This window comes from Leifsonia shinshuensis, from assembly GCF_022606355.1.
In the GTDB taxonomy this organism is placed as follows: Bacteria; Actinomycetota; Actinomycetes; order Actinomycetales; family Microbacteriaceae; genus Leifsonia; species Leifsonia shinshuensis_B.
Map to the genome: position 1 here is coordinate 646,157 of NZ_JAHHZQ010000002.1, position 22,822 is coordinate 668,978.

The 22,822-nt window shown below is 70.7% G+C and carries 23 protein-coding genes; 15 read left to right on the top strand and 8 right to left on the bottom strand.

Annotated elements, in window-relative coordinates:
• The first annotated feature begins 5 nt into the window (after window positions 1-5).
• Both KNO15_RS10030 and KNO15_RS10035 read left to right on the top strand, forming a co-directional pair.
• On the top strand, window positions 6-482 hold the full coding sequence (locus KNO15_RS10030) for an ATP-dependent zinc protease family protein (RefSeq protein WP_241703579.1): 477 nt from the start codon (window positions 6-8) through the stop codon (window positions 480-482).
• Window positions 483-485: 3 nt separating this feature from the next.
• Complete coding sequence (locus tag KNO15_RS10035; protein ID WP_241703580.1) at window positions 486-1,889, top strand: MFS transporter; 1,404 nt, start codon at window positions 486-488, stop codon at window positions 1,887-1,889.
• Between the two features lie 369 nt (window positions 1,890-2,258).
• On the opposite strand, the gene KNO15_RS10040 is transcribed toward KNO15_RS10035, so the two are convergent.
• The gene (locus KNO15_RS10040; RefSeq protein ID WP_241703581.1) at window positions 2,259-2,837 is read right to left on the bottom strand and encodes a TetR/AcrR family transcriptional regulator; all 579 of its coding nucleotides are present in this window, start codon (window positions 2,835-2,837) and stop codon (window positions 2,259-2,261) included.
• 73 nt (window positions 2,838-2,910) lie between these two features.
• Here KNO15_RS10040 and KNO15_RS10045 point away from each other — a divergent pair, with 73 nt between their 5' ends.
• A complete protein-coding gene (locus tag KNO15_RS10045; protein WP_241703582.1) occupies window positions 2,911-5,424 on the top strand; it encodes an MMPL family transporter in 2,514 nt (837 codons plus the stop codon).
• A gap of 105 nt (window positions 5,425-5,529) precedes the next feature.
• On the opposite strand, the gene KNO15_RS10050 is transcribed toward KNO15_RS10045, so the two are convergent.
• From KNO15_RS10050 to KNO15_RS10060, 3 genes are all read right to left on the bottom strand, one after another.
• A complete protein-coding gene (locus KNO15_RS10050) occupies window positions 5,530-7,053 on the bottom strand; it encodes an ATP-dependent DNA ligase (RefSeq protein ID WP_241703583.1) in 1,524 nt (507 codons plus the stop codon).
• 42 nt (window positions 7,054-7,095) lie between these two features.
• A complete protein-coding gene (locus tag KNO15_RS10055; protein ID WP_241703584.1) occupies window positions 7,096-7,704 on the bottom strand; it encodes an HdeD family acid-resistance protein in 609 nt (202 codons plus the stop codon).
• Between the two features lie 130 nt (window positions 7,705-7,834).
• Window positions 7,835-8,008, bottom strand: coding sequence for a hypothetical protein (locus tag KNO15_RS10060; protein ID WP_241703585.1), 174 nt, complete (start codon window positions 8,006-8,008; stop codon window positions 7,835-7,837).
• Window positions 8,009-8,321: 313 nt separating this feature from the next.
• Here KNO15_RS10060 and KNO15_RS10065 point away from each other — a divergent pair, with 313 nt between their 5' ends.
• Together KNO15_RS10065 and KNO15_RS10070 are read left to right on the top strand one after the other, a co-directional pair.
• Window positions 8,322-9,122, top strand: coding sequence for a hypothetical protein (locus KNO15_RS10065; RefSeq protein WP_241703586.1), 801 nt, complete (start codon window positions 8,322-8,324; stop codon window positions 9,120-9,122).
• 180 nt (window positions 9,123-9,302) lie between these two features.
• Window positions 9,303-9,830: a hypothetical protein gene (locus tag KNO15_RS10070; protein WP_241703587.1), complete on the top strand. Its 528-nt coding sequence runs from the start codon at window positions 9,303-9,305 to the stop codon at window positions 9,828-9,830.
• On the opposite strand, the gene KNO15_RS10075 is transcribed toward KNO15_RS10070, so the two are convergent.
• On the bottom strand, window positions 9,817-10,530 hold the full coding sequence (locus KNO15_RS10075) for a response regulator (protein WP_241703588.1): 714 nt from the start codon (window positions 10,528-10,530) through the stop codon (window positions 9,817-9,819). The genes KNO15_RS10070 and KNO15_RS10075 overlap by 14 nt on opposite strands.
• Window positions 10,527-12,167, bottom strand: coding sequence for a sensor histidine kinase (locus KNO15_RS10080; protein ID WP_241703589.1), 1,641 nt, complete (start codon window positions 12,165-12,167; stop codon window positions 10,527-10,529). The genes KNO15_RS10075 and KNO15_RS10080 overlap by 4 nt, the downstream gene beginning before the upstream one ends.
• 196 nt (window positions 12,168-12,363) lie before the next feature.
• Here KNO15_RS10080 and KNO15_RS10085 point away from each other — a divergent pair, with 196 nt between their 5' ends.
• From KNO15_RS10085 to KNO15_RS10095, 3 genes are all read left to right on the top strand, one after another.
• Window positions 12,364-13,221 (top strand): ABC transporter ATP-binding protein, encoded by an 858-nt coding sequence (locus tag KNO15_RS10085; RefSeq protein WP_241703590.1) that lies wholly within the window; start codon window positions 12,364-12,366, stop codon window positions 13,219-13,221.
• 5 nt (window positions 13,222-13,226) lie between these two features.
• Window positions 13,227-14,099 (top strand): ABC transporter permease, encoded by an 873-nt coding sequence (locus KNO15_RS10090; protein ID WP_241703899.1) that lies wholly within the window; start codon window positions 13,227-13,229, stop codon window positions 14,097-14,099.
• Between the two features lie 72 nt (window positions 14,100-14,171).
• Window positions 14,172-15,266 (top strand): ABC transporter substrate-binding protein, encoded by a 1,095-nt coding sequence (locus tag KNO15_RS10095; RefSeq protein ID WP_241703591.1) that lies wholly within the window; start codon window positions 14,172-14,174, stop codon window positions 15,264-15,266.
• 150 nt (window positions 15,267-15,416) lie between these two features.
• Here KNO15_RS10095 and KNO15_RS10100 read toward each other — a convergent pair whose 3' ends face one another.
• A complete protein-coding gene (locus tag KNO15_RS10100) occupies window positions 15,417-16,067 on the bottom strand; it encodes a class I SAM-dependent methyltransferase (RefSeq protein WP_241703592.1) in 651 nt (216 codons plus the stop codon).
• A 112-nt stretch (window positions 16,068-16,179) separates the two neighbouring features.
• On the opposite strand from KNO15_RS10100, the gene KNO15_RS10105 reads away from it, so the two are divergent.
• From KNO15_RS10105 to KNO15_RS10125, 5 genes are all read left to right on the top strand, one after another.
• On the top strand, window positions 16,180-16,464 hold the full coding sequence (locus tag KNO15_RS10105) for a hypothetical protein (RefSeq protein WP_241703593.1): 285 nt from the start codon (window positions 16,180-16,182) through the stop codon (window positions 16,462-16,464).
• 174 nt (window positions 16,465-16,638) lie between these two features.
• Window positions 16,639-17,073 carry a hypothetical protein gene (locus tag KNO15_RS10110; protein WP_241703594.1) on the top strand — a complete coding sequence of 145 codons (435 nt, stop codon included), beginning with the start codon at window positions 16,639-16,641 and terminating at the stop codon, window positions 17,071-17,073.
• Window positions 17,070-18,122, top strand: coding sequence for a peptidoglycan-binding domain-containing protein (locus tag KNO15_RS10115; protein ID WP_241703595.1), 1,053 nt, complete (start codon window positions 17,070-17,072; stop codon window positions 18,120-18,122). The genes KNO15_RS10110 and KNO15_RS10115 overlap by 4 nt, the downstream gene beginning before the upstream one ends.
• The gene (locus tag KNO15_RS10120; protein ID WP_241703596.1) at window positions 18,113-18,712 is read left to right on the top strand and encodes an ABC transporter ATP-binding protein; all 600 of its coding nucleotides are present in this window, start codon (window positions 18,113-18,115) and stop codon (window positions 18,710-18,712) included. The genes KNO15_RS10115 and KNO15_RS10120 overlap by 10 nt, the downstream gene beginning before the upstream one ends.
• Window positions 18,713-18,731: 19 nt before the next feature.
• A complete protein-coding gene (locus KNO15_RS10125; protein ID WP_241703597.1) occupies window positions 18,732-19,799 on the top strand; it encodes a hypothetical protein in 1,068 nt (355 codons plus the stop codon).
• A 21-nt stretch (window positions 19,800-19,820) separates the two neighbouring features.
• Here the strand turns inward: KNO15_RS10125 and KNO15_RS10130 are convergent, their stop codons facing one another.
• Window positions 19,821-21,374, bottom strand: a complete 1,554-nt coding sequence (locus tag KNO15_RS10130; RefSeq protein ID WP_241703598.1) for a molybdopterin-dependent oxidoreductase — start codon at window positions 21,372-21,374, stop codon at window positions 19,821-19,823.
• Window positions 21,375-21,531: 157 nt separating this feature from the next.
• Between KNO15_RS10130 and KNO15_RS10135 the strand changes: the two genes are divergently transcribed.
• Both KNO15_RS10135 and KNO15_RS10140 read left to right on the top strand, forming a co-directional pair.
• Complete coding sequence (locus tag KNO15_RS10135) at window positions 21,532-22,188, top strand: fasciclin domain-containing protein (RefSeq protein ID WP_241703599.1); 657 nt, start codon at window positions 21,532-21,534, stop codon at window positions 22,186-22,188.
• Window positions 22,189-22,337: 149 nt separating this feature from the next.
• Entirely contained in the window at window positions 22,338-22,742 is a 405-nt protein-coding gene (locus tag KNO15_RS10140) for a hypothetical protein (RefSeq protein WP_241703600.1), read from the top strand.
• Window positions 22,743-22,822 lie beyond the last annotated feature (80 nt).

Here is a 22,822-nt window from a genome sequence, read left to right on the forward strand (position 1 = left end):
GGGGGATGGCCGGTGACCTCCATTCAAACACCCTGGCGGTGGGGTGGCGTGAATGGGCGAGCCTGCCCAGCATCGGCATTCCGTGGATCAAAGTCAAGGTCGACACCGGGGCCCGCAGCTCGGCGCTGCACGCGTTCGATCTGGAGGAGCTGTCGGGCGACCGTGTGCGGTTCACGGTGCACCCCTGGCAGGATGCCGACACCGATGCCACCGTCGTCGAGCGACCCATCCACGACCGGCGAGTCGTCCGCAGTTCCTCCGGTCACAGCGAGGAGCGGATCGTGGTGCTCCTGGAGCTCTCGCTGGGCAAGCAGACCGTGCTCGCCGAGACCACGCTGAGCAACCGGGACCAGATGGGTTTCCGGATGCTCGTCGGCCGGGAGGCCCTCCGCCAGGGCTTCGTCGTCGACCCCGGCCGCTCGTTCCTCGCGGGGCGGGCGCCACGGGAGGTGCGCCGCCGCAACCGAGGGCGCGCGGTGTAGCGGGTGGTTCGCGCCACCGTCTCGTTCAGCCGCGGCCTCGCTCTGCTGGTGGCCGCGACGTTCTTCATGGAGAACCTCGACGGGACGATCATCCAGACCGCCGCGCCGACGATGGCGCGCGAGTTCGGGGTCGCACCGGCGGACGTGAGCGTCGCAATGGTCGCCTACCTGCTGGCCGTCGCCGCCGGCATCCCCGCGACCGGCTGGCTGTCGCGGCGGCTGGGCATCCGTCCGGTGCTGATCACCGCGATCGTCGTCTTCACCGTGGCGTCGCTGCTGTGCGCGTTCGCGCCCTCCCTGACGCTGCTGACCGTCGCCCGTGTGCTGCAGGGCATCGGCGGCGCGCTCATGGTTCCGGTCGGAAGGCTCGCGGTGCTGCGCGACACCGACCCCGTCGACCTGCTCGACGCCATCGCCTACCTCACCTGGCCCGCGCTGATCGCGCCGGTGATCGCACCGGCGCTCGGCGGCATCCTCTCGGACACGGTCGGCTGGCGATGGATCTTCCTGATCAACCTGCCGCTCGGTCTTGCCGCATTCGTCGCGGGGATCATGCTGGTGCCGCGCACGTCGCGTGAGCCGGCGCTGCGCTTCGACGGCCGGGGCTACGCGGCGATCGCGCTCGCACTGGTGCTGCTGACCGCCGGTGCGGAGGGGCTGAGCGCCGAGGACGCCCGGTTCCAGCTCGCCGGAGGGGCGGCGATCCTCGTCGCGCTCGCCGTGGGCTGGGTCGCCATCACCGCGTCGCGCGGCCGGGAGCACGCGCTCTTCGACTGGAGCGTGCTGCGCCTCCACTCGTTCCGCGCGGGCAACGTCAGCGGCGGCGTGTACCGCATGATCATCACCGGGGCGCCGTTCCTGTTCACGCTCCTCTTCCAGCTCGCCTACGGGTGGAGCGCGACGGTCGCGGGACTCACGGTCATCGCGATCTTCGTCGGGAACCTGGCGATCAAGCCGTTCACGACGCCGCTCATCCGGAGATTCGGCTTCCGCACCGTGCTGATCTGGTCGAACCTGCTCGGGATGCTCGTGCTGGCCGCGTTCGTCGGCATCGGTCCGGCGGCACCGCTTCCGGTGCTGCTCGCGCTGCTGGTGGCGAGCGGGGTCTTCCGGTCGATCGGCTTCAGCGCGTACAACACGCTGCAGTTCGCCGACGTCGAGGCGACGGACACGAACAACGCGAACACGCTCGCCTCCGCGCTGCAGCAGGTCGCGACCGCGCTGGGACTGGCCGTGGTGGCCGTCTTCGTGCGCGCCTCCACAGCGGTGTCGGAGGGCGTCACCGGTTCACCGCTGCCCGGCTACCACTGGGCCTTCGCGCTCGCCGCCGCCCTGCTGCTGATCCCGCTCGCCGGCGCGTTCCTGCTGCCGCGCGACGCGGGCGCCCGCGCCACCGCGCGCCGCTGAGCGCGCCGCGCTGCGCCCGCCGCGCCGCGCTGCGCCACCTCACCACCAGCCGAGGGGCACGTTGTTGTCGCTTTCGGCACCAGAAAGCGACAACAACGTGCCCCTCGGCGGGGAGAACGGCCCCGGGTCAGCGGAGGCGCTCCTCCTCCTGGCGTTCGAGGCGCTCCTTCTCGGCGTCCTTCGCCTCCTGCTCCTTCTGGATCTCCTCTTCGCGAGGCGTCTTGTTCGTCACGTCGATCTCCGTCCTGCGCTGATGCCAGGAGCCTACGCCGCCGCCCCCGCCCCGAACAGACCGCCGAAGGGCACGTAGACGCCCCTATCCAGCGGTTTTGGGGGCGCTTACGTGCCCCTCGGCGACGGGAGGGCGGCTCAGGACGGGCGCGGGCCGAGTGTGAGGTCGACGAGGCGCTCGGGGAGGCCGGGGTCGCGTGGTGTACGCGCCAGCGCGCGCAGCATGATCGCCCCGATGAGGGCCTCGCTGACCTCGTCGACCGGAAGGTCCGCCCGCACCTCCCCTGAGTCGCGGGCGGCCCGCAGCCGTGGCGCGAACAGCCGGGGGTCGGCGAGCGACTCGCGCAGCCGCTGGGCCACCTCGGCGTTCTCGGAGGCGGCCGCGATCAGGGAGCGGTACAGTCCCTCCCCTGTCGGGCTGTCGAGCACGCCCTCCACCCCCGCCAGCCAGGCGATGAGGTCGGCGCGCAGGTCGCCGGTGTCCGGCACGGCGAAGCGATCGGGCAGCAGCATCCCCTCGAGGAGGCAATCCGCGATGAGAGCGCTCTTGCCGGGCCACCACCGGTAGACGGTCTGCTTGCCGACGCCCGCGCGGGCGGCGATGCCCTCGATGCTGAGGTGGTCGTAGCCGCGCTCGGCGAAGAGCGCCGCTGTCGCCTCGAGGATGGCGACACGCGCCGCCTCGCTGCGCACTGCTCCCCGTCGACCTTCAGGCATGCTCACAGCCTACATACATTCAACGAGACGGACCGTTGCGTATTCTTTTCGCGGGACGTCGAAAGGACCGCGCATGGCCGAACTGCTCTACCGCCTCGGGAAGTTCTCGGCGCGCCGCGCCTGGACCGTGATCGTGGCCTGGCTCGTCGTCCTCGGCATCGCGGTGGGAGGCTTCCTGATCGGGTTCAAGGGCCTCACGACCTCCTTCGACGTCCCGGGCACCGCAGCGGGCGCCGTGGTGGAGGAGCTCACCCACAAGCTGCCCGACTACGCGGGCGCGTCCGGCACGGTCGTGTTCCGCACCGACGACGGGTCGGCGCTCAGCGACACGCAGAAGAAGGGCATCAGCTCCCTCATCGCCGACGCCGACGGCCTGCCGGACGTCTCCGGCGTCATCGATCCGTTCTCGACGGAGGCCGAGCGTGCAGCTCAGCAGGCCAAGGTCACCGACGGGCAGACCCGGCTCGCGGCCGGCCAGTCACAGCTCGACGCGGCGAAGGCCCAGCTGGCTGCCGGCCAGCAGCAGCTGGACGCCGCGAAGGCGCAGCTGCAGTCCGCGCCGGCGGGGAGCATGCCCGCCGAGCAGCTGGCCGCCGCTCAGGCGAAGCTCGCCGCGCAGCAGAAGACCATCGACGACGGTCTCGCTCAGCTGGCGACCCAGCAGAAGCAGCTCACCGCACAGCAGAAGCAGCTCGACCAGGGCGCGGAGCTGCTGAAACTCTCCAAGGACATCCGGATGGTCTCGTCCGACGGCTCGACGGCGCTCGTCAACGTGGCGTTCACGAAGCCCAGGCTCGAGCTGTCCGAGACCTCGAAGCAGGCGGTCATCGACCACTTCGAGTCCACACGGATCACGGGCGTCACCGTCTCGTTCTCCACCGATATCGCCCAGGGCGTCCCCCAGATCGTCGGGCTCGGCGAGGCCGTCGGAGTGGTCTTCGCCGCGATCGTCCTCATCGTCGTGCTCGGCTCGGTCGTCGCCGCTGCGCTGCCGATCGTCACCGCGCTCTTCGGCGTCGCGGTCGCCGCGCTCGGCTCGCTCGCGTTCTCGGGCGTCGTCGACATGGCCTCCGTCACCCCGGTGCTGGCCATCATGCTGGGCCTCGCCGTCGGGATCGACTACTCGCTGTTCATCGTCAACCGGCACCGCAAGCAGCTGCTGGAGGGGGCCGAGCCGCGGGAGTCCATCGGCCTCGCCAACGGCACCTCCGGCAACGCGGTCGTCTTCGCGGGCACCACCGTGGTCGTCGCCCTGCTGGCGCTCAACGTCACCGGGGTGCCGTTCCTCGGCCTGATGGGAACGGTCGGCGCCATCGCCGTCGTGCTCGCGGTGCTGATCGCCGTCACCCTGACGCCGGCGATCCTCGGCCTCCTGAAGCTGCGCGTGCTCAGCCGCCGCGCCCGCGCCCGCGTCGGCCAGGTGCACCACGACGACACGGCGGCGAAGCCCATGAAGACCTGGCGCGCGGTGGTCACCGCGGTCAGCGCCGCCGTCGTGCTGCTGATCGTCGCCATCCCGGCGCTGTCGATGCGGGTCGGCCTGCCCGACGGCTCCTCCGAACCGGTCGGCTCGACCACCTACGAGGCGTTCACGGTCACCGAGAAGGCCTTCGGCGCCGGCACCACCGGCCCGCTGCTCGTCACGGCGGCCGCGAAGCAGGCCGTCGCCGCAGACGATGTCACGTCGGTTCAGCTCGACATCGCGCGTGCTCTCGCTGATCAGAAGGATGTCGTCGCGGTCGCCCCGATCGCCGTCTCCGGCGACCGCACACTGTTCGCTTTCCAGGTCGTCCCCGAGGAAGGGCCGAACAGCGTCTCGACGGAGAACCTGGTCAACGCGCTGCGCGACCTGGCCCCGATCGACGGCGCCTACCGACTCGGCGTCTCCGGTCAGACCGCGATCAACCTCGACATCTCCGCGAACCTCGCGTCAGTGCTGCCGCTCTACCTCACCGTGGTCGTCGGACTCTCGCTGCTCATCATGATCCTGGTGTTCCGGTCGATCCTGGTTCCGCTGATCGCGACCGGAGGCTTCATCCTGTCGCTGTTCGCGACCTATGGTGCGATCACGGCCCTGTTCCAGTGGGGCTGGGGCGCCGATGCGCTCGGAATCCACACCGGACCGATCCTGAGCTTCCTGCCGGTGATCCTGGTGGGGATCCTGTTCGGCCTCGCGATGGACTACCAGCTGTTCCTGGCCTCCGGGATGCGCGAGGCCTATGTGCACGGTGCATCCGCGCGGCTCGCGGTCGTCAAGGGCGTCCGGGCCGGCCGCTCGGTCGTCATCGCCGCCGGGCTCATCATGATCTCGGTCTTCGGCGGCTTCATCTTCAGCGAGTCGACCATGATCCGCTCGATCGGCTTCGGCCTGGCATTCGGTGTGCTCGTCGACGCGTTCGTCGTGCGCATGCTGCTCATGCCGGCGCTGATGCATCTGCTCGGCCGGTCGGTCTGGTGGCTCCCGAAGTGGCTCGACCGCATCATGCCGAACGTCGACGTGGAGGGCGCGGCCCTGGAGCGCCGCCAACACGTTCCCGCGCCCGCTGTCGCGCAGGCTGAAGCCGCAGCCGAGCCGGCCCGCGCCTAGCCCGGGAGCCGACGGAGGAGGTGCACGGTCGACACGCCGTGCACCTCCTCCGTTGCCTGCGATTCTCGGGCGTGTCGCGGACGAACTCCTCCCGAACCGACCGGGCTACTCGCGCAGCAGCGACCGCAGAGTCGCGATCGTATCCGCCTCGCCGGCCTCCTTGTCGTCGCGGTAGCGTTTCACCCGGGCGAACCGGAGCGCGATGCCGCCCGGATACCGGCTGGAGCGCTGCACGCCGTCGATCGCGATCTCGACCACGGTCGTGGGCGCCACCCAGACCGTGCCGGGGGTGCGGCGCACCTCGATGCGCTGGAACTCCTCCGTCTGCCAGCGCAGCAGCTCGTCGGTGAGCCCTTTGAACGTCTTGCCGACCATCACGAAGCCGCCGGGCTCGCCGAAGGCGCCCTCCGGGTCGCGCGCGCCGAGGTGGAGGTTGGACAGGAGGCCGCGCCGTCGGCCCGACCCCCACTCGCACGCGAGCACCACGAGGTCGTAGGTGAGCACCGGCTTGACCTTGATCCAGCTGGATCCGCGCCGGCCCGCCGCGTAGGGCGAGTCGATCGCCTTGACCACGACGCCCTCCTGCCCGGCCGCGAGCGCCTCCCGCGACACCCGCTCGGCGGTCTCGGGATCGTCGGTGACCTCGCCCGGGATGCGGTACTCCCCGGCCACGCGCTCCAGCTCGTGCCGACGAACCGAGAGCGGCTCGTCGAGCAGGTCACGGCCGTCGACGTGGAGGATGTCGAAGAACCACGGGTGCAGAACGGCTTCGCGCGCAGCCTCGGCGCCGAATCGGCTCATCGTCTCCTGGAACGGCCGCGGCCCGCCGTCTTCGTCCAGCGACAGGGTCTCGCCGTCGAGGATGACGTCGCGCGCGGGCAGGCGGCGCACGATCTCGACCACCTCGGGCACCCGGTGCGTGATGTCGGCGAGGTTGCGGGTGAACACGCGCACGCTGTCGCCCGAGCGGTGCACCTGGATGCGGGCGCCGTCGAGCTTGAACTCCACGGAGGCCGGCCCGGTGGTCTCGAGCGCCGCGGACGCCGAAGGGGCGGTGGCCGCGAGCATCGGCAGGACCGGTCTGCCGACCTCCAGGCCGACGGCGTCGAGCTCGTCGGCCGTGCCGGTCAGGGCGATCACCGCGGTCGCGCCGAGGTCGCCCGTGAGCATCGCGGCGCGCCGGACGCTCGGGCCCGGCCGGTCGGCCGCGCGTGCGATCGCGTCGATCAGCACCCCTTCGAGCGCGCCCGTCCGCATCTCGCCGAGGAGCACGCGGGCGAGGAGGTCCTGCTCGCCCGCCGTCGCGCGCGCGGCGAAGTCGCGGAGTGCGGCACTGCGGTCGCGTGCCGATCCCTCTCCGCCGAGTGCCGCCAGCTCGCCGAGCAGGGTGTCGAGGTCGAGGACGGTGAGCGTCGGCTCGGCAGCCGGCTCACCGATCGCGGCCGAGACCCCGCGCCAGCCCACGCCGACGCGGCCCTGCCGCGGTTTGCCGACCAGGAACCCGACCGCCGGCGCGATCTCGTCCGGCTGCAACTCGCCGAGCAGGCCCGCGAGCGCATCGACCTTGGCCAGCCGGGACCGCGTGGCCGCGACCGCGTCGAGGGTGGTGACTACCGTGTCGAGGAGCACGTCCTCAGTGTCGCACCGACCGCCGACGCTACGCGGTGGAGCTCACGCCGCCGGCGTCGCCACTCCGCGCCCGAACGTGATCGCGCGAACGATCTGCACGATCCCGAGCACGATCAGGCTGATGCCGGCCAGGATGAACAGCACGACGATCCCCCACAGCGGGCTGAACAGCAGCACGACTCCCGCCACGATGCTCAGGATGCCGAAGAAGATCGACCAGCCGCGCGAGGTCGAGTCGCCGAGCTGGGCGAGGGCGACCGCGCCCTCCACGATCCACGCGATGCCGACCAAAATGCCGATGAAGGCCGCGAGGAAGGCCGTGGTGCCGGCGAGGTTGGCGAACGCCACGATCGCGGCGATCACGAGCAGGACGCCGAAGATGATGTCGAGCGCGCGGGCTCCGCCGCCGATGCCCTTGGCGAAGATGCCGATGCCGAGGTAGGCGATCCCGGAGACGAGCAGCGAGATCGCGATCAGCACCGTGAGCCCCACGGCCGCGGTCTTGGGCCAGAACACGATGATGATGCCGATGATGAGTGCGACGGCACCGCTGATCCCGAGCGCCACGCGCACGCTGTTGATGACCGCAGGCGTCAGGTCTCTGCCGTTGACGGAGAACGACGCGAAAGCGGACGGTTGGGAGTTGGACATCGGCTGGATCCTTCTGGTGAGAACGGACGTACGTTCTCGGACGCTATCGCTGCGGCGCACTGGATGTCTAGGGTCCTCGGACCGCGCGCGTAACACGCGGCCCCCGCCCCCGCCCCCGCGGGGACGCGTGTCAGTAGTCCTCGCGCCCCTCGCCGAGCACCGCGAGGGTGTCCTGGTCGAGCGCCCAGTCCCGTAGCGCCCGCTCGAGCTGCCTGCGCGTCCACTCCGGCGTGACGCCGTCGGTGTCGGCGAGCCGTTCGAGCCGGTCGAGGCGTTCTGCCGCCGTTCCTTCGAGATCGTCCATGGTTGCGTCCTCCTGGCGTCGATCCTGAACCTCGCGCGCCGGCGGTGCAAGGGCGGGAGAGGGTTTCCTCGGTCGAAGGCTCCCGTATGCGCCGGGTCGCAGCATCGCCCCGCCCTGCCCTGCGCGCCACCGCGCATACCGGGCGGTCTGATCGCCTGTACCGCGACCGCGCCGCCACCTCAAGTGCTCTTCTCGACCTCGCAGAGGGTACGGACGGGAGGCCCAGAACCGTCTCGTAACGTCGCCGGATGCCCGCGGTCGGAACAGGCCGGCACCCCCGCCGGCCCTGTCGCGGGCGACGGAAAGGATCCACGTGAAGAACACCATCCAGAACACCTCCGCACGCAACACCTCCCCCCGCTCTACGTTCGGCGCCCGCCGCCTCGTGATCGGCGCCGCCTCCGTCGTGGCGGCGGGAGCACTCATCGGCGTGGGGGCTCAGGGAGCCTTCGCGGCGACCGGCGACACCGGTGCGACCGGTTCCGGTTCGGCGTCCGTGTCCGCCTCGACGCCGTCCGACGGCGCGCGCGGTTTCTCGCTGGCGGGTCAGGCCCACGCGCTGTTCAACGGGCACATCAACGGCTCCAAGGCGCAGCAGCTCGCCAAGCGGATCGTCTCCGACGGCGCCGTCTTCTCGTTGCTGCCGGACAGTCTGCAGAGCGACCTGAAGACCCTCGCGCACGCGTCGGCCCAGGACCGCATCGCCGACGCGAAGAAGATCGTGTCGACCGCGGTCTCTGGAGGCTACGGCAGCGCCATCCAGAAGCTCGCGACTCAGCTCAAGGGTGGCGAGCACGGCGTCGATCTGAAGGGTCTCGACCTCCGCGGCCTCCTTCAGGGTCTGCGCGGTGGCGACCTCCTCGGATCCGGCTCGGCGTCGCAGCTCGGCACGGACGCCGCGGGAGTGGCCTCGGCCGTCGCGGGCGACAGCCAGCTCGCAGCGAAGCTCCCCGACGCGCTGCGCACCGACCTGTCGCAGCTCGCCTCGGCGCCCGCGGCCGACCGCACCGCCGACGTGCAGCGGATCGCGACCACCGCGCTCTCGGGCGGCTATGGTTCGCAGCTCCAGCAGGTCGCCGACCAGGTCGAGCAGGCGCTGACCGCAGCACACTGACGCCGCACCCCAACCATCGCGTCCTCACTTCCTCCCGCGACTCGCCGAGCGCGACCGGGAGGAAGTGAGGACGCGTTCCCGGGCCGGGGAGGAGGGAGAGGGATCCGTCGCGGGATGGATGCGGGGACGACCGCGCGGGCGCATGATTCGTGCATGTGGCTCAGGAGGATTATCGTCGCGGTGGCTGCCTACGCGCTCTTCGCGGGCGCACTCGCGACGCTCTACGTCGTCGTGCAGCAGGACGGCAGACACGCCGTCGAGGACGCGCCACGCGCCCTCCTCTCCGCGGGCGCGACCTCCGCGGGCGCGACCGACGCGAACGCTGCGAGGTCGAACAACCTCGACCTCGACCACTACCTCGGCACGTTCTGGGTGAGCTACGACGCCGCCGGGAGGCCCACCGCAGGGGACGGCTACCTCGGGGGGTCGCTCGCCCGGGTGCCGCACGGCGTGCTGCAGACGGCGCAGGCCACGGGTGAGGACGCCGTGAGCTGGCAGCCAGAGCCGGGACTCCGGTTCGCGATCGTGGCCCAGCCGCTCGGCGACGGCGTCATCGTCGCCGGAAGGTCCCTCCAGCCGACCGAGCAGCGTGCGAGCCGCACACTGCTCTTCGTCGCGGGCGCACTCGTCGCCGGTCTCGTGGTCGTCGGCGCCGCGGTCGCCGCCGATGCGCTCGTCGCCCGGCGGCGTTCGTTCAGCGGCGCTTGACGCCGTAGCGGTGCTCCGGCCGTCCGGTCGCGCCGTAGCGGAGCTCCAGTGTGAGCACGTCGCTCTGCTCCAGCTGGGTGAGCGCGCGCTGCGCCGTCGTCCGGCTGATCCCGATCGCGCTCGCGACGTCGTTCGCCGACAGGCTTCCGTCGCTGGCCGCGATGGCGTCGTAGACCGACTGCAGGGTCGGTGCGAGTCTGCGCAGCGCGTCCGCCTGCGCCGGCGTGCCGGGCCGCAGGAGGTCGAAGATCCGGTCGATGTCGTGCTGGGTCGCCTCGGCGGGGAATCCGTTCAGGTCGTCGTACGCCCGCCGGAACGCCGTCAGCCGTTCGGCGAGCTGCGCGAAGCCGAAAGGCTTGACCAGGTAGTGCAGCGCGCCGAGCTGCACCGCCTGCCGCACGGTCGCGACGTCGTTGGCGGCGGAGATCACGATCACCGCCGGCGCGGCCGGCTCCGCGAGCAGCTGCCGCACGACCTGGAGGCCGTCGCCGTCCGGAAGGTAGATGTCCATCAGCACCAGGTCGGGCCGCAGCTCCCCTGCGAGCCGGAGGGCGTCGGCCGCAGTGTGCGCCTGCCCGGCCACCCGGAAGCCCGGGACGGCCTCCACGAACCCGACGTGCACCGAGGCGACCCGGTAGTCGTCGTCGACCACGAGCACGGTGAGCGACGGGGAGGCCGTGGCGGCGCCGGTGTCGCTCATCGTGCGCCTCCGGTCGACCCTGCGCCGGCACGTGCCGCTCCGGAGGCCGTCGCCGTCGTCGCCCGCGGCAGCACCACCGTGAACACCGCGCCGGGCCCGCCCGACACGGTCACGCTCCCGCCCAGCTTGGTCGCTGTCGAGTGCACGAGCGACAGCCCGAGTCCGCTGTGCCGCACGAGGGAGCCGCGTTTGGTCGAGTAGCCGCTCTCGAAGATCCGGGGCAGCTCGGCGCTCGGGACGCCCGGTCCGGTGTCGGCGACGCGCACCGTGACCGACTCGCGCGTCTCGACGACGCTCACGACCGTCCGCCGCGGAGCCGGTGCGCCGGCGAGCGCGTCGAAGGCGTTGTCGATCAGATTGCCCAGCACCGTGGTCAGCGCCTGCACGCGCTCGGGCGCCTCCCCGAGATCCGTGTCCGGCGCGATCACCAGGTCGATGCCGCGCTCGTTGGCCTCGGCCGCCTTGCCCAGCAGCAGGCCGACGATCATCGGCGACCCGATATGCGACCGCAGGGTGGCATCCAGGTCGGCCGTGGTGCCGCGGATCTCGTTGAGGTACTCCAGCGCCTCCTGCGTCCTGCCCAGCTCGAGCAGGCCGGAGACGGCGTGCATGCGGTTGGAGAACTCGTGCTGCTGGGCGCGGATGGACTCGCTGAAGCTGCGCTCGCCGTCGAGCTCTCGGGTGAGGCCGGTGAGCTCGGTGCGGTCCTGGAGGGTGAACACGGCGCCGTGCTGGCGGCCGCCGATGGTGACGGGCATCCGGTTGATGACCAGGATGTGGTCGTCGGTGAGGGCGATGGCGTCCTTGACCTCGGTCGTGCCGGTCAGGGTGTCGCGGATCGGGCCGGCGACGAGCACGTCCTTCAGCAGCCGGCCCCGCGCGCCTTCCGGCAGTCGCAGCAGCCGCTGGGCCTCGTCGTTGACGACCGTGATGCGGCCGGCCGGGTCGATCGCGATGACGCCCTCCCTGATGCCGTGCAGGGTGGCCTCCCGCTCCTGCAGCAGCCGGGCGATCTCGTCGAGCTCGAGCCCGAACGTGCGGCGCTTCAGGAGGCTCGCGAGCGCGAACGACGCGAGCGCGCCGATCGCGAGCGCGAGCACGAACCAGGCGCCGTAGGCGGGGAGCTCGGACAGCAGCTCGCTCGCGACCGAGCTCTCGCGGATGCCGACCGACACCTCCCCGACGATGCGGTCGGAGTCCGCGGCGAAGAGCGGGACGCGTGCGTTGGCGTTGAGGCCGGTCGCGCCCTGGTCGGTGCCCAGGTGCACCTTGCCGTCGGCCGCGACCAGCGGCTCCTCCACCTTCTTGCCGATCAGCGCAGCGTCGGGGTGCGAGTGGCGCACGCGGTTCGAGTCGATCACGACGACGTAGGCGGCGCCCGTGCGGTTCGCGGTCTGCGTGGCGAGCTCCTGGACCGTGGCGGCGCAGCCGGTGCCGCCGCTCGTCATGCAGTTCTGGATGTCGGGGATGCCGGCGAACGTCTGGGCGATCGCGGCGGCGCGCGCCTGGTAGTCGGCGTCGAGGTTGGCGCGGGCGGTCTGGGCGAGGAGCAGGAAGCCGATCAGCATCGAGGCGGCCAGGATCGCCAGCTGAGCCAGCAGTATCTGGCTCGAAAGTCGTCTGATCCGTCGTCGCATCACCCGAGATTGTGTCATCTCCGGCTGGTGACCGCATGCGCGCAGAACGCCCAAAAGCTGCGACAACGCACACAACCGGACGAATCGCCCTCAAGCGAGACAGCCGCCCTGCGCTCGGCGAGCATCGGTCTTCAACGGGCGCCGGACGACGAACGACCGCCGCCCCGCAACGCCAGAGACAGAGAGGTCTTGACTCATGGGTGAACACCGACCCCGCAGCGCCCCCGGCGCCGCCACCGCGGCGGACGAGGCGGCGCGCATCGACATCGTCGGGTTGACGAAACGCTTCCTGACGCCGAAAGGCGACACCTTCACCGCGATCCGCGACGTGACGCTCACGGTCGAGCCCGGCCAGTTCTGCGCCATCGTCGGCCCGACCGGCTGCGGCAAGTCGACGACGCTGGCGCAGGTCTCCGGCCTCGAGCGGCCGAGCGCCGGCTCCGTCAGCGTCGGCGGCCGCATCGTCGACGGGATCACGAGCGGCGTGAGCTACATGTTCCAGGCGGATTCGCTGTTCCCGTGGAAGACGGTGCTCGCCAACGTGATGATCGGCCCGATCCTCCTCGGCACGCCCAAGAAGGAGGCCACCGCCCTTGCGCTCGACTGGCTGCGTCGCGTCGGGCTCGCCGGCTTCGAGGACCGGTACCCGCACCAGCTGTCGGGCGGCATGCGCAAGCGCGTCGCGATGGCGGCGGCGCTCATCAACAACCCGCGCATCCTGCTGATGGACGAGCCCTTCGGTGCGCTCGACGTGCAGACCAAGGCGATCATGCAGACCGAGCTGCTGACGCTGTGGGAGGAGCTGCGGCCCTCCGTGCTCTTCATCACCCACGACCTCGACGAGGCCGTGGCCCTCTCCGACCGCGTGGTGATCATGACCAGCAGCCCTGGCACGGTCAAGGACGTCTTCGACATCGACCTCCCCCGGCCGCGCGGCGACGTGCAGGAGATCAGGCACGAGCAGCGGTTCATCGAAATCCAGGGGCGCATCTGGGAGTCGCTCCGCGACGAAGTGACCAGGGCGTACGAGCAGACGGCAGGAGCGGCGGCGTGACCACCATGACCATTGCAGAGAACCTCACCCCCAACACCGCGGAGCGGGAGATCGAGCTCAAGGCCTCCGCCCGGCGCACACACCGTCGCCGCACCGCCTGGGTGTGGACGGGTCGCGTGGCCGTCGCGGTCGTCGTGCTCGGCGGCTGGCAGTGGTTCACCGCGGTCGGCTGGGTCGACAAGTTCTTCTACGGCCAGCCGTCCGGCATCTGGGACAGCCTGGTGCACCTGTTCACGCAGGGCACCGCGTTCGGGACCATCTGGGAGAACCTGTGGATCACCGTCCAGGAGGCCTTCCTCGGCTTCCTGCTCGGCACCGCGCTGGGCGTCGTCTTCGGCATCCTGCTCGGCTCCAACCGGTACCTCGCGTCGGTGTTCGGCCCGTACATCAAGGTCGTCAACTCCATCCCGCGCATCGTGCTCGGCTCCATCTTCATCGTCGCCTTCGGCCTCGGTGTCTTCCCGAAGGTCCTGCTGGCGGCCGTGCTGGTCTTCTTCGTCGTCTTCTTCAACGCCTTCCAGGGCGTGCGGGAGGTCGACCAGAACCTGATCGCGAACGTGCGCGTGCTCGGCGCGTCGCCGTTCCAGGTCGCGCGGCACGTGACCATCCCTTCGGCGATGACGTGGATCATCGCGAGCCTCCACACGGCGTTCGGCTTCGCGATCATCGGCGCGCTGGTCGCCGAGGTGCTCGGCGCCCAGCACGGTGTCGGCCTGATCATCAGCCAGGCGCAGGGCAACTTCGACCCGAACACGGTCTTCGCCTGCATGGTGATCGTCGCCGTGGTCACGCTCGTGGCGGAGTACCTGATCACCCTCCTCGAGAAGTCCCTCCTCAAGTGGCGTCCGCCGAGCCGCTCCGAGGCCCAGGCGATCTAGGCGGATCTCCCGCCACCCAGTCCTGCAATGAAGCAGAGCCGGCCCGGCCGGCACGATGAAAGGAACACATCCATGAAGAAGCGCAGCATCGCAGCCATCGCGGCAGCGGGCGTCGTGGCCCTCGGCCTGGCGGCCTGCAGCGGCGGTGGAGGCGGCACGGCGGCAGCCGGAGGCAGCAGCTCCGGCCCGCTGCCCACCGTCAAGATGATGGTCGGTGGCATCGACAAGCAGATCTATCTCCCGTACCAGCTCGCCCAGAGCCTCGGCTATTACAAGAAGTACGGCATCAACATGGAGCTGTCGACCGAGCAGAACGGCGGTGTCGGTGCGGAGGACGCCATGGCCTCCGGTCAGGTCGACCTCGCGGGCGCCTGGTACATCCACACCGTCGACTTCCAGTCCAAGGGCAAGGACGTCGTCAACCTCGTCCAGCTGTCCGGGGCTCCCGGGGAGCGCGTCATGTGCAGCCCGAAGAGCGGCGTCAGCTCGGCGGCGGACTTCAAGGGCAAGAACATGGGCGTCACCGACCTCGGGTCGGGCACCGACGAGCTCACCCAGTTCCTGGCCGCCAAGGCGGGTGTGGACAAGAAGCAGTACAACACCATCGCCGTGCACGCCGGCTCCACTGCGATCGCTGCGATCCAGCGTGGGAGCGCGGACTGCGTCATGACGACCCAGCCGACCGTCGGCGCGCTCACCTCGCAGAAGCTCGCCGTCTCGGCCGTCGACATGGCGACCACCAAGGGCGCGACCAAGGCGCTGGGAGGCGCGTGGCCGGCAGCGGGTCTGCTCGCGCAGGCCAGCTGGGTGAAGACCCACGGCGACGAGGCCCAGAAGGTCGTCGACGCCCTCGTCGCGACCATGCACTGGATCGCGAGCCACTCGGCCGCCGACATCGCGAACAAGCTGCCGCAGGACTTCGTGCAGAACAGCACGATCACCAAGCAGCAGTACATCGACGGGCTGACGACCGACAAGGGACAGTTCCTGCCCGACGGCATCATGCCCGCCGGTGGCCCGAAGGTCATCTTCGACATGGAGAAGACCATCGGCGTCGACACCTCGAAGGTGAAGATCTCCGACACCTTCACGAACAAGTACGCCGACGCGGCGAACAAGCTGGAGGGCTTCAAGACCACCACGACGCCCGCCGGGGCGGACGGCTGATCCCGCTCCCGCCCGCTCGGTGAAACACCAGCCCGCCCGGTGCGTCCAGCCATCCAGCGCACCGGGCGGGCTTTCGCGCGCCTGCGGCTCGCCGAGGGGCACGCAAGCGCCCCTATCCGCGCGTTTTGGGGGCGTCTACGTGCCCTTCGATCATCCCGTCAGCTTGGTCGCGCGGATGCGCTCCACAGCCCCGGAGCGCAGGCGCTCGTGCTCGACCACCTTCAGTCCGGCGGCCTCGACCTCGCCGCGGTGGCGGCGCGTCAGGTGCTCGCCTTGTAGCGGGATGGTGAACCGTTCAATCACCCACTGCCCCGCGTAGACGAGCGCGCGGTCGCTGCGCGTGTGATCGACGAGGACGACAGAGCCGCCCGGACGCACCACTCGCGCCATCTCGGAGAGGGCTCTGCCCGGGCGCGGGATGGAGCACAGCGCCAGTGCGCAGACGACCGTGTCGAACTCTCCGTTGCCGAAGGGCAGCGCCTCGGCATCGCCCTCGCGCAGTTCAGCGGGGATTCCGGCGCCGTCTGCCCTCGCCCGGGCGATCGCCAGCATCTCCGGGCTCAGGTCGATGCCGACCAACATGGTCCCCCGCGGATAGTACGGGAGGCTGCGCCCGGTGCCGACCGCGACCTCCAGAACCCGCCCGTGTGCACGCGCGCCCATCCACTCGCGACTGCCCTCGAGCATGGTCCGCTCCGCTCGCTCGACCTTGCCGTCGTAGCTCGCGGCCTGCCGCCGCCACGCGCGCTGCTGGCGGCGGGTCTCCTTGTCGGAGTCGGTGGTCGGGGTCGCGTCGGTCACGCGGCCATTCTGGCGCAGGGGTGGTCGCGGGGGAAGGGAGAAAATGCAAGTAAAATTGTAAATGCTAGATTGCTCTCTACGAGTTAAGCCATTCGCGAAGGAGAGAATGATCATGTCCATTCGTAAGCTGCTTGCCGGCAGCACCGCCGCCGCCGCGTTGCTGATCGGCGCTGCCGTCGACACGACCGGAGCGCCGGAAGTCGCGGCCGTCGAGTGCGTTCAGAACGTGAGCAAGTGGCAGGCCTACAACAAATGCGCCGGTGTTCCGGCACGCCACTGGGATGCGATCAAGAACAGCACCCCGAAGTACGGCAACTGGGCGAAAGCAGGAAACTGGTCGGTCCAGGCCGCATGCTGGCCCAACGTCGTCTCGTACGGCTATTCGCTGGCAGCGTAGGCCGTGGGCGTCCGAGCGGCCGGTGCAGCGGCCAGCATCCTTATCGTGACAGCGGGGTGTCTCGTCGGCTGCTCGGGCGCCGACGCTCCTCAACCGAGCGTGAGTCCGCTCTCCATCACCGGGCCGTGGGCCTCGGAATTTCGAACTGCACACGCGCACGCGAAGAGTGACTATGTGCGGGAGGTGTTGGCCGACGGCGAGATCACTGCGGCCGAGTACGAGCAGTCGAGGAACCATGTCCGGTCGTGTCTTGCCGACTCCGGCCTCGGGATCGACTGGGATGAGCGCGGCGGCTTCGCGCTCATCGCGAAGAACGGCCAGTACCCGGACGGATTCTTCGAGCGCTCCGACCCGATCCTCCGGGAATGCGAGTCGAAGTGGGCCGGATGGATCCCCATTCTCTACGAGCAGATCCGGCGGAACCCGCAGAAGCAGGATGAAGCCGCACTTCAGATCACCTGCCTGAGGAACGCGGGGCTCATCGATAAGACCTACACCAAAGCGCAATGGCGACGGGACAACGAGAACGACACCCTTCCGTTCAAACGCCGGAGCGGGCCCGCGACGAAGTGCGAGCTCGACCCCCTCGGCCTCTGGTACTCGGGATGAGCGCGTGCGCTCCCAAGCCTCGCTGGTCGATCGTCGGAATCGTGTCGATCGTGGCGGCGAGCGTCGCCGGGGCGGGCGTCGCGCTCTGGGTTCCCGTCCCTGAGCCGAGCGCTCTCTCGACACCGCGCCCCGACACCGTCGTCCCGGTGACCGAGAGGGCGTTCGCGGACGAGCGGCAGGCTCAACTCCAGGTGAGCACCGGTCCGCTGGGCTCCGTCGTCGCACCTCGCCAGGGTCGGCTCACTGCACTCACCTGCCGAAGCGGGGATCGGATCAGCTCGGGCACGACCTTCGCGACCATCGACGGAGGCCCGGTCGTCGCGCTGGCCACGGCGATCCCGCTCTGGCGCGAACTCACCGCCGGCGACACCGGCGACGATGTCCGTGCGCTGCAGACCGAGCTCGCGCGGCTCGGGCAGCCCGTTCAGGCCGACGGCGTCGTCGGCCGTGCCACGATTCGGGCGGCCGGAGCGGTGCGCGGGATGACGCCTCCCGAGACGCGCGACCTCACTGTCGTGAGTCCCGTCGACTTCGCGTGGATTCCCGCGCACGAGGTGACCGTCGGCGAATGCCCCGGAGTGGTCGGCACGCCGGTGGAGGCAGGTGCCGTCCTCGTCGGGCTTCCCGTGGCGGTGGTGTCCGCCCGGCTGAGTACGCTTCCGCTGTCGGCGGCCGACGGCCCGCGGGTCGTCCGCATCGGCTCGGTGTCGATCCCCGTGTCGGGAGACGGTGCGGTGACCGACGCAGCCGGATTGGCGCTCATCGGATCCGCTCCGGAGTTCCTGGCAGCGGGCGCCGGAGCGAGTGAGGATACGGCGATACCCGTTCAGTGGTCCCTCGAAGAGCCGATCGCAGCGCTGGCGATTCCGCCCTCAGCGCTGTGGGACGTCCGAGACGGTACTGCGTGCGTGATGGCTGCCGCCGACGGCGGGGCTCTTCTCGTCGCGGTGCTCGGGTCCGAGCTCGGCCAGTCGTATGTGCGGGTGGTTCAGGGGCGGGCTCCGGATGCGGTGCGATCCACTCCGCCGACGGGTCGCGCATGCCGGTGACGTTCGAGGAGGTCTCACACGAGTTCCATCCGGGGCGACCACTGTTCCGCCCGATCAGCTGTAGTTTCGCAGCGGGCACCATCACGGGTGTGGTCGGTCCGAGCGGGTGCGGCAAGTCCACGCTGCTCGCCATCGCCGCAGGGATGATCCGGCCGAGCGTGGGCACGGTGACGCGTTCGGGTGATCGCTGCGTCTGGGTCTTCCAGAACCCGCACGGGGTCGCCCGGCGATCGGCGTTGGACCACGTGAGTCTGCCGCTGGTGGCAGCCGGCCGGCGGCGGCGGGACGCGGACCTCGACGCTGAGCGGTTGCTCACGGACTTCGGATTGGCGGACCGCGCTGACGTGCCGTTCTCGGCGCTCTCCGGTGGCGAGGCCCAGCGCTTGATGCTCGCCCGGGCGGTTGCGGCAGCGCCGGAGCTGCTCCTGGTCGACGAGCCGACCGCACAGCTCGACCGACCGATGGCTGCGCACGTGAACACGGTGATCGCGAGACTTGCGACGGCGGGAGCGGCGGTCGTGATCGCAACCCACGATGCCGACACGCGTCGCGCCTGCGACGAGGTCATCCGACTCGAGGGCCCTCGATGAGTCCCCAGGGAGCGCGCGGATGAGGCTGGGGGAGGCCCTTCGAGAAAGCCGGCGAGACGTCGCGAGCGGAGCCGGCCGCACGGTGGCGTTCGCGCTGGTCTACACGGCACTCGTCGGCGGGATCGTCCTGGCCTCGGCCCTGTCGGCCGCGGCCGCCGTTCGTGACGCCCGGGCGTACGTGGCATCGGGCGCGGCCGTCTTCGTGATGAAGGCGACGGGTGGGATCGACGGTCGATCATGCGACGCGATGTCCATGCTCGCCAACGTCGTCGCCTCCGGCGCGCTGCGCGAGGAGACCGAGGGCGTCGCGTCCGCGCGGCTCCCGCAGACCCAGATCTCGCTGTTCGCGGCGTCGGACGGATTCCCCGATCTGCTGCGGGGCGCCGGCGACGCGCGCGGTGGCGGCCTCGGTCTGTCCCAGGAGGTGGCCGACACGCTGGGGCTCGAACCAGGAGACCCGATGGCGACGACGAGGGGGACGACGAAAGTCGCATCGGTCTTCGACTACCCGGACGACGGCCGCGATCCGCTGCTCGCATTCGCGGCGATCGGGCAGGCCCCGCATTCCAAGGCGGCCTTCGACCAGTGCTGGGTGTTGATCTGGCCCCACGACGAGAAGGCTGTCGCAGCGCTCGGTCGCACCGTGCTCCCCGGCGCGACAGGAAGCGGCGAACGTCCGACGCTCGTCCAGTTGAACCAGACCCGCGGCTCGCAGTTCACCGCCGCGACGATGTTCGATCACTCGGTCGCCGGACCGCTCGCCGCAGCAGCCGGAGGCCTCCTGGGAGTCGCCTTCGTGATTCGGCGTCGGCTCTCGCTCGCCTCCGACCGACATGTCGGTGTCGCGCGGGCCGCCCAGGTCGTCTCGCAGACCGCGCAGGTACTGCTTTGGGTGGCCGTGGGCGCGGTCGCCTCACTCGCCCTCGTCCTGGTCGCGGTGAGGTTGCCGGTCGAGGACAGGATGCCGATCGTCCAGCAGAGCGCGGTCCTCCTCGTGGCAGGGGGCGGCGCTGCACTCGCAGCGAGTGCGCTGACCGTGTGCGCGATCCGCGACAGTGCCCTCTTCCGCTACTTCAAGAATCGGTGAGGCCGCGGCCACCGCCCACCCTCACCCCACCCGCACCAACGTCGACTGCCACCCCGTCGACCCGTTCGGTGCGATCGGGGTGCGTCTCTCCTCCTGCAGCCGGCCGTCGCGGTCCGTCGCGCGCACGGCCAGGGTGTGGCTGCCCGCCGTGGCGTTCCAGTCGAGCGACCATTGCACCCAGGTGTCGGCGTTGATCGCCGCGGCGAGGACGGCCTCCTGCCAGGCGCCGCCGTCGACCTGCACCTCCACCTTCGCGATGCCGACCGTCTGCGCCCAGGCCACGCCCGCGATCGTCGTCGGTCCCGCCGCGAGCGGCCTGTCGATGCGGGGTGTGTCGATGCGGCTGGAGAGCTTGATCGGGGCTCTCGGGCTGTAGCCGCGGGGCGTCCAGTAGGCCTGGTCGGCGGCGAAGGTCGTGACCTTCAGCTCCGTCAGCCATTTCGTCGCCGACACGTAGCCGTAGAGGCCGGGGACCACCATGCGCACCGGGAAACCGTGCTCGAGCGGCAGCGGCTCTCCGTTCATCCCGACCGCGAGGATGGCGTCCCTGCCGGGGTCGGTGAGAGCCGACAGGGGAGTGCTCGCCGTGAAGCCGTCGATGCTGCGCGACAGCACCATGTCGGCGCCGGTTCGCGGGCGCGCTCGGGCCAGCACCTCCCGCACGGGGACGCCCAGCCAGCGGGCGTTTCCCACCAGGTCGCCGCCGACCTGGTTGGAGACGCACGTGAGCGTGATCGCGTACTCGTCGAGACCCAGCGCGAGCAGGTCGTGGAAGCCCAGCTCGACGCGGTGCTCCACCAGCCCGTCGACGGTGAGCCGCCAGGCGGACGGGTCGATCGCCGGCACCGTGAGCGCCGTGTCCACACGATAGAAGTGGGCGTTGGGAGTGAAGAGCGGCGAGAGGTCCGGCAGACGGAGGTCGGCGCCGGCCGGAACCTGGACGCGTGACGCGGGCGCCGGCAGGCGGAGCGCCGCGCGGACGGCGGCGATGGAGGAGGTCGCGGCCGAGCCGATCCGGGAGCCGACCCCGGCCAGCACGGCGGCGGCGGCGCCGGCGCCGGTCAGCAGCAGGAAACGGCGGCGGTCGATGGGCACCGCCGCGTCCGTCCGCTCGCGGGCCTCCCGCCAGCGCCGAAGCGCGCCCACGAGCAGGTGAACGCTCGCGGCGCCCGTGAGTGCGCCGATCGCCGGAGGCAGGAATGCCACCGGGCTCGCATCGGCACGGGTCACCGTCGCGGCGATCGCCGCCAGACCCGCCGCCGCGAACAGAGCGACACCGGCCCACCGCCGCCACAGCTCCAGGATGCCCGCGACGGCCGCCGCCGCCAGGGCGGCGACGCCGACCGTGGAGATCAGGAACAGCTTGTCGTTCGAGCCGAAGAGCTCGATGGCGAGCTCCTTGGCCCAGCGCGGAACGATGTCGACCACGAACGATCCGACCGCGATCAACGGGCTGGCGTCGCGCGCGACGACCAACGCCACGACATCGGCGACGGCGACGAAGAGTGCGCCGCTCACCGCCCCCGCCAGTGCGGCCCAGCCCGCGGTGCCGAGAGTTCTTCTCCGAATGCTCACGAGTGCTGTTCGGTGCGGTGCGGCCAGCCGGATTGGTCCCGACCGTCCGCGATTCGGTTCCAATCCGATCGGCCGACCGGCCCGAAACCCTATTGTCGGCCGCCGAAGAGCGGCTATCCGATCTGCACCATCCAGCACTCTCTCGAAGGAGAAGAACATGCGATCCACCACACGTCTCGCCGCCGCAGGCATCCTCGCCGCAGCAGCGCTCGCGCTGACAGCCTGCTCGTCGGGCGCCGGCTCGTCGTCGACCGACACCAGCTCGTCCATGCCCTCCTCGTCCCCCTCGGCTTCGGCGTCGATGGACCCGGCCGCCGACCTGGTCGGCCCCGGTTGCGCCGCGTACGCAAAGCAGGTGCCGTCCGGTTCGGGCTCGGTGGCGGGCATGGCACAGGACCCGGTCGCGACCGCGGCGAGCAACAATCCCCTGCTGACGACCCTCGTCGCGGCCGTGTCCGGCAAACTCAACACCAAGGTGAACCTGGTCGACACCCTCAACAGCGGGCAGTTCACCGTGTTCGCGCCGGTGGATGACGCGTTCAAGAAGATCGACCCCGCCACCATCGACACCCTGAAGACGGATGCGGGGGCGCCCACGCTGACCAGCATCCTGACCTACCACGTGGTCCCGGGGCAGATCGCGCCGAAGGACATCGTCGGCACGCACAAGACGGTCCAGGGTGGCACGGTCACCGTCACCGGCTCGGGCGACACCCTGAAGGTCAACGACGCCAACGTCATCTGCGGAGGCGTCCACACGGCGAACGCGACCGTCTACCTCATCGACTCGGTGCTGATGCCTCCGGCGAAGTAGCCGGAACGGACACCGAGGGGCACGTCGTCGTCACTTTCCGTGGGGGAAAGGCGACAACGACGTGCCCGTCGGCGCCAGGGCCGGGCGCCGCCGAGCCCGCACACCTGACCCTCCCCACCCAACCCCACCCGCGTCTACACTCGGGTCTCGTGTCCAGGAAGCACCGCGACCCCCGCGACGCCCGGGCGGCGATCGACCGGTACGAGTACGTGCTCGCGACCGGCCAGCACGATCAGGTCTACCGGGTGCACCAGGAGGCGTTCGCCGAGCTGAGCGACGAGCAGCGCGTGGACCTGCGGGCGCGTCTCTCCGCCGAGATCGCCGCGGAGGCCGACCGGCCCATCGACGATCGCGTGGAGACCCTGGCGCGGGTGGCGACCGACCTGGAGGCCGCTCGGCCGGGCACCCTCCCGCGCGCCCTCGGACCGCTGCTCCCGGTCGTCGCCGGATCGATCATGGCCTCCCCCGTGGCGATCGCGCTCTTCCCCTACGATTACGCGGCCGGCACGGAGCAGTGGGCGACCGGCGCAGAGGAGGACGGCGAGTTCTTCTGAGCCGGTGCGGCCGGGCGCGGGAGTTGAGGGGTTCTCCTCACCTCTCCGGTGTGGGCGGGGGAGGTTGCGGGTTGTCCCGT